The sequence below is a fragment of the Asticcacaulis sp. genome (assembly GCF_020217185.1).
GTDB lineage: Bacteria > Pseudomonadota > Alphaproteobacteria > Caulobacterales > Caulobacteraceae > Asticcacaulis.
In genome coordinates this window covers 1-10,000 of record NZ_JAIWNX010000317.1, presented here as the reverse complement: position 1 = coordinate 10,000, position 10,000 = coordinate 1, and the positions used below count along the sequence as shown (strand labels likewise).

At 62.6% G+C, this 10,000-nt stretch carries 7 protein-coding genes; 5 read left to right on the top strand and 2 right to left on the bottom strand.

The genetic code is table 11. The annotated features are described in order from the left end of the window. The 3 genes from LDL37_RS16320 to LDL37_RS16310 form a co-directional block, all read left to right on the top strand. On the top strand, positions 1-2,682 hold a 2,682-nt coding region (locus tag LDL37_RS16320; protein WP_290799954.1), incomplete at its 5' end, for a TonB-dependent receptor. A 70-nt stretch (positions 2,683-2,752) separates the two neighbouring features. Continuing rightward, a complete protein-coding gene (locus LDL37_RS16315) occupies positions 2,753-4,069 on the top strand; it encodes a BNR repeat-containing protein (protein WP_290799952.1) in 1,317 nt (438 codons plus the stop codon). A 159-nt stretch (positions 4,070-4,228) separates the two neighbouring features. After that, a complete protein-coding gene (locus LDL37_RS16310) occupies positions 4,229-5,065 on the top strand; it encodes a DeoR/GlpR family DNA-binding transcription regulator (RefSeq protein WP_290799950.1) in 837 nt (278 codons plus the stop codon). Positions 5,066-5,088: 23 nt separating this feature from the next. Here the strand turns inward: LDL37_RS16310 and LDL37_RS16305 are convergent, their stop codons facing one another. Both LDL37_RS16305 and LDL37_RS16300 read right to left on the bottom strand, forming a co-directional pair. Further along, positions 5,089-5,943 carry a hypothetical protein gene (locus LDL37_RS16305; RefSeq protein ID WP_290799948.1) on the bottom strand — a complete coding sequence of 285 codons (855 nt, stop codon included), beginning with the start codon at positions 5,941-5,943 and terminating at the stop codon, positions 5,089-5,091. A gap of 208 nt (positions 5,944-6,151) precedes the next feature. Further along, positions 6,152-7,015: a LysR family transcriptional regulator gene (locus LDL37_RS16300; protein ID WP_290799947.1), complete on the bottom strand. Its 864-nt coding sequence runs from the start codon at positions 7,013-7,015 to the stop codon at positions 6,152-6,154. A gap of 95 nt (positions 7,016-7,110) precedes the next feature. On the opposite strand from LDL37_RS16300, the gene LDL37_RS16295 reads away from it, so the two are divergent. After that, the gene (locus LDL37_RS16295) at positions 7,111-8,577 is read left to right on the top strand and encodes a proton-conducting transporter membrane subunit (RefSeq protein ID WP_290799946.1); all 1,467 of its coding nucleotides are present in this window, start codon (positions 7,111-7,113) and stop codon (positions 8,575-8,577) included. Beyond that, on the top strand, positions 8,574-10,000 hold a 1,427-nt coding region (locus LDL37_RS16290), incomplete at its 3' end, for a putative inorganic carbon transporter subunit DabA (RefSeq protein WP_290799945.1). The genes LDL37_RS16295 and LDL37_RS16290, both read left to right, overlap by 4 nt.

The window sequence follows — 10,000 nt, the reverse complement described above, 5'->3', positions numbered from 1 at the left end:
CTTCAACGTATCCCCGGCATTCAGGTCAATCGCGAAGAGGATTCGCGCAATGCCTCGATCAACCTGCGTGGCCTGCCGGGCAGCTATGCCAAGATTACGCTGAACGGGATGAATTTCGCTTCACCGGTGCTGGGCGGGGCTGCACCTCTGGGGGCGTTCAACTCGGATATTTTCAGCGCCATCTCGGTGATCAAGTCGGTGTCGGCGGCGGACCAGTCGGGCGGCATCAGCGGCAATATCGACCTTCAGATCCAACCGGCGCTCAGCCGTAAGGACGGCGCCTTTGCCAAGGTGAGCACCGAATACAACACGCTCGGCGACTATGTGACGCCGTCGGTCACGCTGGGGGGCACGCGGCATTTCCTCAATGACCGCCTCGCTGTGTTCGGCACCATCGCCTATCGCAAGGAAAACTTCCGCCGCGACTCTCTCCATTTCCCGCAATATACGACGCTTTCGGCGACCACGACGCCGGGCTTTGCCAGCCGTTTCGCCGACTACTACGCGCCGTTTGAAGCCAACGGATCGTGCGCGGCCGGTAATGTCTGTGCCGCAGGCGGCACGGGCGCCAAGTCGAAAACCGGCGTCCTTCTGCCCTCGGATATCCGTCAGGGTGTCAAATACAACGAAGGTGAGCTTCTCACCGGCGTCATCGGCGGCGAATACAAGGTCAATGACAATCTACGCGTCAACGGCACCTATTTCTACAGCAACCGCGACATGCCGCTGACCGGCACCGACATTCTCGATATCGACTTCCGGGACGCCAATACCATTATCGACCCGACCATCACGCCGTATCAGCAGGCAGACGGACGTTACTATGTTGATCAGTACAAGTTTACCAATCCGCGCGTTTACGCCTCCTATCGCAAGGAATCGTTCAAGCAGATGACCAACGGGGTGCATCTGTCGGCGGAGTTCCGCAACAAGACGTGGCGCATCAACGGGGCCTTCGGCTATTCGGAGGCAGAAAACTTTGCGTACCAAAGCCAGCTGGACGTGCGCAATCCGGCCAAGCCGCTGGGGACGTCAGGGGTGGGTAACGGCCTGACGGGCAGCCTGTTCAGCGGCGGCGCCGACATCGAAGCCTTCCGCCTGGCCTTCAACCAGACCACCCCTCTGGTCACCGATACGTCCGGTCCGTGGGCCAGCCCCAATACGCCGCCTTCCGGTCCGGAACTGGTCAACGGCAATCTGAACCGCTTCATTGTGGCCGGCAGTGATTCCGCCGCCAAGAACTCGGTCCGCACGGTTCAGGCCGATATCGAGCGCTTTGTGGAGTCGTCGTGGCTGTCCAGCGTGCAGTTCGGTCTGCGTTCGGAAGCCAGCGAATACTCATCGACCGGTTACCGCGCCAGCGCCGTCGGCGTGCAGAGCCAGAATATCGACAGCCGCTTTGTGGTCCGCAGCGCCTTTGCGGATGACTTTTTCGGTGGCAAGGCCGACGGCTATCTGAAGAACTGGCAGACGGTCGATTTCGACTATGCCGTGTCGCGCCTGCAACCGGTGACCCTGCTGCCGGGTCAGCGCCTGACCAATGGTGGCTGGGTCAATGACCCGGCGGATGGCAATTTCACGGGCAATAACTTCACCAAGTCGGATGATGTCAATGTGGCCTATCTGATGGGTAAGGTCGATACCGAGGTGCTCGGCATCCGCCTGCGCGGCCATGTGGGCGTGCGTCAGGAGAACACCAAGCAGAAGATCACCTCGCTGGATCGGACCGGCAGCGGCCTGACGGCGACCTTCAAGCTGAATGAGCGGGAAACGGAATATAGCAATACGCTGCCGTCCCTGCTTCTGGCCGCTGATGTCGCTGAAAACTTTGTGGTGCGCCTGGGCGCTTACAAAACCTTTGTGCGCCCCAATCCCCGTGACATTTCCCCCATTTCAACGACGGTCACGCCGACGGTCGATGGCTATAATATCGCCCTTGGGCGCGTGGAGATCGAACCCTATACCTCCAACTCCTACGATGTGTCCTTTGAATGGTATAATCGCCGCAATGGCCTGATCGGGCTCGCCCTCTACAAGAAGGAGATCAAGGGGCAGATTCAGGCCGAAACCCGCGATGCCTTCCTCTGCCCGGCGGATGGCTATGGTCTGGGGCTGGGCACGTGGTCGGTGAATGGCGACCTCTGCTACAGCTCGCTGAACACCCCGGCGGGTACGCGGGCGCAGATCAATGTCGATGGAGCGATCAACTCACCGACGCCGCTGGAAGTGACCGGGGCCGAACTGACCATTCAGCAAAACCTCGACTTCCTGCCGGCCCCGTTTGACAAGCTGGGCGGCGCGTTCAACTATTCCTACGCCGACGTCAATGGCAAGACGGTCAATGGCGCTTCGGCCGTCCTGCCGGGTGTGTCGCGAAACGCCGCCAACCTGATCGTTTTCTATGAGACGGATCAGTTTGGCGTGCGCGCCGTCTATAACTATCGCGATGTCTATGATCTGGCGGCCGGCGGCACCTTTGCCGGTGCGGCCCGCTCGGTCAAGGCGCGCGGACAGTTTGACCTGTCGGCCTCCTATAACCTCAGCAGCCGTATCACCGTCGGTCTGGATGCTTTCAACCTGACCGACGAAAAACGCACAGAGTTTGAGGGCGATGAGCGTAAGGTGCGTCGCGTCGATTATGACGGGCGGACCTTCCAGGTCAGCGTACGGGCTACTTTTTAACCCAAGTGACGGGGCCGTCTCAGGGCGGCCCCGTTCCTGATACAGCATTCACACACAGGACCGTTGCCTTATGCGTGCCTTATCCACCCTTCTCCTGAGTGCTTTGCTCGCGACGACGGCGATCGCCCAGACGCCGCTTTCGGCCCCGCCCGAAGCGATTGATCGCGTCTGGTCAGGCCATAGCGCGCGCTTTGCCATGGCGGTGTCGAAGACGCATCTGTACGTCGCCTATTACGACGCCAACCGGCAACTGACCGTGGCGCAGCGCCCGCTGAACAACCCGGCGCACTGGGTCTATCATAAGGTGGATACCTGGCTCGGCTGGGACAGCCATAACTATATCGCCATGGCGCTCGACCCCGCAGGGGCGCTGCACGTGGCGGGCAATATGCACGTCGATCCCCTGACCTATTTCCGCAGCGACCCCTCGGGCGATGTGCGCACCCTGAAACGTGTGCCGGTCATGGTCGAGGCGACGCGCGAAGCCCACATGACCTATCCCATCTTCCTGCACGATGGCGAGGGGCGGCTGGTCTATAAATACCGCGATGGCTCCAGCGGTCGCGGCAACGAAGTCTATAATGTCTATGATGCGGCAGCCGGGCGCTGGTCGGCCCTGACCTCGGCCCCGCTGGTCGATGGTGAAGGGCAGCGCAACGCCTATTTCGTTGGCCCGGTGTCAGGGCCCGACGGCTGGTTTCACATCACCTGGGTGTGGCGCGACTCGCCGATGGCCGAGACCAATCACGACCTGTCCTATGCGCGTAGCCGCGACCTGATCCACTGGGAAAAGGCCGATGGGTCGCCGCTGCCGCTGCCGATCCGGCTGAAGGACGCGGAAATCGTCGATCCGGTGCCGGTCAAAGGCGGCATGATCAACAACAACACCGTGATCGGCTTCGATGCCGAAAATCGCGTGACCATCACCTACCACAAATACGACGCCGCCGGGAACACGCAGATCTGGCTGGCGCGCCGCGAAGGCAAGACGTGGAACCGCCAACAGATCAGCGCCTGGACCAACTACCGCTGGGACTTCAAAGGCGGTGGCTCGCTGAACAGCGAACTGTTTGTCGAAGGTGCACGCCCCGGCGCCAAGGGTCAGTTGATCGTGCCCGTAACGCGACTGGGGCAGGCGCTGGCGTTCGTGGTCGATGCGGCGACCCTGAAGCTGATCGAGGAGCGCAAGGTCGAAAGCCTCAATGCCCGTGCGGCGGCGCGGATCGGGGTCACGGATGTCACCCGCGTGCAGACGGCCCAGACGACCGGCCCGGACGGGCGCGTCTATACGCTGGTCTGGCAGGCCTTGCCGCCCAATCGCGACCTGCCGCAAGCGCGTATTCCGGAGCCGTCCGACCTGATCCTGCTGACCGACACGCAGCCTTAGAGCGGAATGATTTCTTTCAAATCATTCCGCTCAAGCCGCCATTGAGGCGGCGGCCAAGGTGGCGGAGCCACCGCCCGGCGAGGGGCAAAAACAAAAAAATCTGGATCATTATGTTTCTACCAGAAATCATAATGATCCAGATTCACAAGGGGGTTGAGGATGTATGCGATTGACCGGCGGCGCGCCATTGCCGCCCTGCTGCGGCCCAGTCGTATCACGACCATAGAGGAACTGGCGAGCCATCTGGCTGTGTCCCGGACGACGATCCACCGCGACCTGATGGAGCTGCACAATGCGGGTCATCTGATGCGCGTGAAGGGAGGGGCCGTGCCCCGCCGCCTGGCTCAGGCCGCCCCGGACCCTGAGCGCCATCCGCCGATAAACCTCGCCGCGCGCCGCGCCATCGCTCAGGTGGCTCTGGGATTCATTGAACCGCATGACCGTATTATCCTCGCCGGCGGGGCGACGGTCGCACTTATGGCCGAACAGATGGGGGACAGGCCGTGTCAGGTGCTGACCGCTTCGATACCGGTGCTGCTGAACCTGTTTGACAAGCCGCAGGTCCGGGTGCGGCTGGCGGGCGGCGAGGTTTTCCGCGAACAACAGGTCATGCTGACACCTTATGAGACCGATGGCCGCACAGGCCTGCCGCCTCCGGCTGCGGAAGCGCCGCCGATCTCAACGCGGTTCGCTGCCAGCACGCTGTTTCTGGGGTGTCAGGCCCTGTCGCGCAAGGGCGTGATGCAGACCGATCCCTTGCGGGTGCAATCCGACCGCCGGCTTGTGGTGCAGGCTGAAACCGTCATCCTTCTGGCGGAGTCTGCCAAAATTGACCGCAGCGGCGTACTGGCGGTCTGTCCTCTGCGCGATATCGACGTCGTTATCACCGATGATCAGGTCTCTGATCAGGCCGTCGCCTGGCTCAATGCAGAGGCTATCCGTGTGATCAGGGCCCCGCTGGCGTCGGGTCCGGAACCGATTGGTCCCAGACCCTGACGCTTTCTCATCAGACGCTTTCCTCAGAACACAGCGCGCAGTTTCAGCGTCACCGGCACCACAAGACGATTGCCTTCCTCATTGATCGAAGCGAGACCCAGACCGCCAATGGCGCTGTCGTTACCGTCCAGCTTGCCGTAATAGCGCAGGCCGGTTTCCGCGATCAGTGACACGTTTTCCGACACCTTATAGCTGACGCCTGCCTCGATCCCGGCGGTCAGGATCGTCGTGTCGTCATAGAAGGGGACATTGCGCAGAGACTGATTGATGGTCAGGTCCGGGATGGTGAAGGTGGCGCGGATTTCGTCGATCTTGCTGACGCCAATGCGTCCGGCAATAAAGGGTTCAAATGTGCCGCCTTCATTGAACCACTGGCGCGCGCCGACCGAGACGCCCATGCCCTTGTATTCGCCAAAGCGGCCATAGACCGGTACTTCGGCCACGGTGTTTGAACCATTGACCACGGCGGCGGTGCCGACCTGGGTCGAGCCTTCATCGGCCTTTACATAGTCGAAGCTGCCGAACAGTTCGCGGCCATCACCTATGCCATAGGTGGCTTCGAAATTCAGCGCGGTGGCGTTGTCATAGATATCATCGAAACCGCGCGACTGAATGCGCAACTGACCGGCATTGCCGGTGGCGGTCAGGGCGGCAGGCAGGGCCGGGGCACCGGGATCGCGCAGTGAGGCAATGGTGGCCAGCGGGATCTGACCCGTGGTCGTGCCGCCGTGGACATCGCCGGAAACCGGGACTTCGGTCCCGATGCTGCCGTTAACGGTCCAGCGGCCGGACTCTACGGGCCCGGCATAGGCCACAGACGCCAGAGACAAGGACGCAAGTGCGGGCGCGCAAAGCAGGGTGAGTGCAAGCGTTTTCATAAGAATTCCATAAGGTTAGAGGTCTATCCAAAACGCACGTTCAATCATCGCGATGTGCCCTTACTACGTCGCGACTTAAGTTTCGGATTTTAGGAAGCGCGGCTTGAGGCGGCGGCCAAGGCGGCGGAGCCCGTACCCGGCGGGGGGCAAAACAAAAGCTGGATCATTATGTTTCTACCAGAAATCATAATGATCCAGGCGGGTAAACCTACAGCAGGGCGGCCAGCAACGGGTTGGGGAAACGGCGTTCAATGGTTACCGCATAAAAGGTTTCGCGCAGGTCGGGCAGGGCGGCAAATTCGGCCAGAAGACCGCTCTGTAATTCATCGCGCACGACGATGGGCGGAACGATGGCCAGCCCGAACCCTTCGCGGGCCAGAAGGCGCATCATGGCCATGTCGTCGATTTCGGCGGCAATCACCGGACGCAGACTCAGCCGGTTGATCATGGCGTCGAAACCGGCGCGGATGCTGCTCGAATGGCCGGGCAGGATCAGCGGGTCTTCGCTTAAGTACGCGCGCAGGTCCGCCCCGTCGCGCATCCGTTGCGGCGCGCCTATCAGGCTCACCGTCTGGTCAGCGATGCGGTGTGAAATCAACGGGTTAAGATGATCGCGTGCGGGGGCCATATTGGCCAGAACCACATCCAGTTCCAGCGCCTGAAGCCCCTCCAGAAGCTCGCTCAGAGCCCCTGACCGCAGCACGATATCGACATCGGTGCGCGCCATCAGGGGTTTCAGAAACTGCATCTGAAAATTGCGTGACAGCGTGGCCAACGCGCCGATGCGTAGCACTTGCCGCGCCCGCCCACGGTTTTCCAGTGTGCCGATCAGTTCATCACCGGCCGCGAAAATCGTGTCGGCATAGTCGAGCGCCACGCGCCCGGCCTCGGTCAGGATCATCTGCCGCCCGCGCCGTTCAAACAGGGCGTGCCCCAGTTGCGCCTCCAGTGCCTGAATCTGAACCGACAGGGCCGATTGCGACACATTGCAGGCTTCGGCGGCGCGCGTCAGATGCCCTTCGTGGGCCACGGCCCAGAAATAGCGCAGATGTTTGAAATTCAGGCTGGCCATGGGTTCGTTCTAATTTATCGAACAAAACAATTCAATCTTTGAATTTTTTATATTGATTTTGAACCCGTATCAGCAATCGAACGGGAGTTTTCACCATGTCGGTTGCGCTACTTGCCGGGCTCTGTCTCGGTCTTTGTGTTGGTCTTGCTCTGTTCCATGTGGCCATAGGGGCTGTGGGCGTGCGGGTTGTTGGCCTGCGAACCCTGCGCCGTCTGTCCACCGGCCTGTCTCTGGCCGGGTTCGCGGTCGGTCTGATCGCCCTTGTTTATCTGGCTATCGTGTGGATCAACGGTGCTGCACCTCCGGAGACCCAGTGGCTCGGCCTGCGGTTCGACGCCACGGGCGCGGCACTGGTGGCCATGGTGACGCTGGTCGGCGGGGCGGTGCTGCGCTTTTCGCAGAACTATCTCGATGGCGATGCGCGGCAGGGCGCCTTTCTTGGCGGGCTGCACCTGACGCTCGCTACCGTGATCCTCTTTGTGCTGTCGGCGAACCTCCTGACCTTCGCGCTCGGCTGGGTGGCGATGTCGCTCACCCTGCATAAGCTGCTGGTCTTCTATCCCGATCGCCCGGCGGCCAGGCTGGCGGCCCACAAGAAGTTCCTTCTGGCCCGTCTCAGCGACGCGGCTCTGTTGCTCGCCTTCCTCTGCCTCTACCGCATAACGGGCAGCCTCGACATGGCCGACATCGCCGCGCGTCTGCCCGCTGCGGCCCCCTTTGATGTCACGTTGGTTGCGCTGCTGCTGGTCGTCGCAGCCGTTCTAAAATCGGCGCAGTTCCCGGTGCACGGCTGGCTGATCGAGGTGATGGAAACGCCGACGCCGGTCTCGGCCCTTCTGCACGCCGGTGTGGTCAATGCCGGCGGCGTCCTCCTCCTGCGCTTTTCGGACGTGCTGATGCAGAGCCCCCTCGCGCAAGGGCTTCTGGTCCTTCTGGCTCTGGGCTCGATCATCGTGGGTTCGCTGGCCATGATGGCGCAAAACAGCGTCAAGGCCGCACTGGCCTGGTCCACCGTAGCGCAGATGGGCTTCATGCTGCTGCAATGCGCGCTGGGGGCCTTCGGAGCGGCCCTGTTCCACATCCTTGCCCATGCCGCCTACAAGGCCAATGCCTTCCTCAGCGCCGGCACGCTCAGTGACAAAAAGCCGGTTCAGGAGCGTTCGGTCGCCGCCCTTTTCCCGTTGGCCGCCCTTGCGGGCCTTAGCCTGACGCTTCTGGTCACTGGCACCCTGTCGGCCAGCCTGCTGGTTACGCTTCTGGCTGCCATGGGGGTGGTCACCGTGCTTGAAGCGCGCCGCCCGCTGATCCTGACCGTCGTCACGGCGGGCATGGTGGCGCTGGCCCTCTTGGGTCACGGCGTGATCGAGCGGCTGCTGGGTGAGGCATCCCTCAGTGTTTCGCCGCTGCTGGCCACGGTGACCGTCGCGGGCATGGTGATGTTGTGCATCGGGCAGTGGCTGGCCATGAGCGCGCCGCGCTGGCCGCCGGTCATGGCCCTCTATGTCCATCTGAAAAACGGCTTCTACATCAATAGCTGGCTTAACCGGAGTGCTCAGCCATGAATGCTTTTACGTCGCTCTTTCCCACGACAGAACAGGCACTGGACACGCGGTTAAAGGCGATTGTGCGCCGCGTGTCACCGCAATGGCCGCTGAGAAGCTTCGTCGCCGTCAACCCTTTCATGGCCCGCAGCGGCGTCGATTTTGCGCAGGCCGCACTTGATGTCGCCCGCAGCCACGGCGCGCATCTGCTGCCCGATGCCGCCCTCCCGTCGCCGGTCGAGACGCTCAGCGATGCCTTAGGCAAGGCGCTGCAGAAACCGCTGAGCGACTTCGTAACGGGGCGGATTTCGCAGTGGGCGGCGGGCTTCTACGATCAGGGGCAGGCCGTCTGGGGCAATCCGTGGCAGGGTGAAACGCCCTTTGTCGCCTGGCGGGCCGAAGCCCTGCACGACCGCGCCCCTGAAATCTTTGGCCTCAAAGGGTTCCGCGCGCAGGTCGCGGCCCTGCCCACCGACGCCGTGGTGGCGGCTGAAGTCCTGCTGAGCGCCCTGAATCTGCCCGCGGAGGCCGAGACCGCCTATCTGGAACGGCTGATCTGCACGGTCGGCGGCTGGGCCGCGTGGGTGCGTCACCGCGACTGGGAGGCCCAGCTTGACGGGCAAACGGATGAGGGCCTGCGCGATTTGCTGGTTATCCGGCTGGCGTGGGATGTGCTGGCGGCAAGGTCGTTCAAGGATGAGACGACGCTCATGAACTGGCGGCGCGCGTTGTGCGCTCCACGTGCGGACGTTTTGCCCGACGTGTCGCCGCTGGAGGCGCGGGAAACCCGCTGGCGGGAGGGTCTGTTCGACAGCCTGCGCCGCGCCGCTGCGCCTGCCCCGGCGCCACTGGCGCAGGCCGTCTTCTGCATCGACGTGCGTTCGGAACTCTACCGCCATGCACTGGAACAGGCCGGGCCGCGCATTGAGACCCTGGGCTTTGCCGGTTTTTTCGGTCTGCCCATCGCCGTTGAAATGACCGATGGCCGCCGCCAGCCCGCCTGCCCGCCGCTCCTGCGGCCCGGTGCGCTGGTCTGCGAAGCCGTGCCCTCTGAGACGGTTAGAGAGTCCGCGCTCAAAACGGCCGTCGAAGGTCTCAAGCGCGTCGGCGCGTCTGCCTTTGGCTATGTCGAAAGTTTCGGACTGGCCTCAACGCAGTCTCTGGCCGCGACCCTGTTTGCCAAAGAACCGCAAGCCCGGCGGGCGGCCACCGAGATCACCCTGTCTATGCCCCTCGCTCAGCAGGCGGACATGGCGGCGGGTCTGCTGAAAGGGGCAGGGTTGACCCAACCAAACGCCAATCTGGTCGTGCTGGTCGGGCACGAAGGCGAGTCGCTGAACAATCCGCACGCGGCGGGCCTGCACTGTGGGGCCTGTGGCGGCCGCAGCGGCGCGGTCAATGCGCGCGCCGCCGCCCTGATGCTCAATCACCCGGAGGTGCGGCG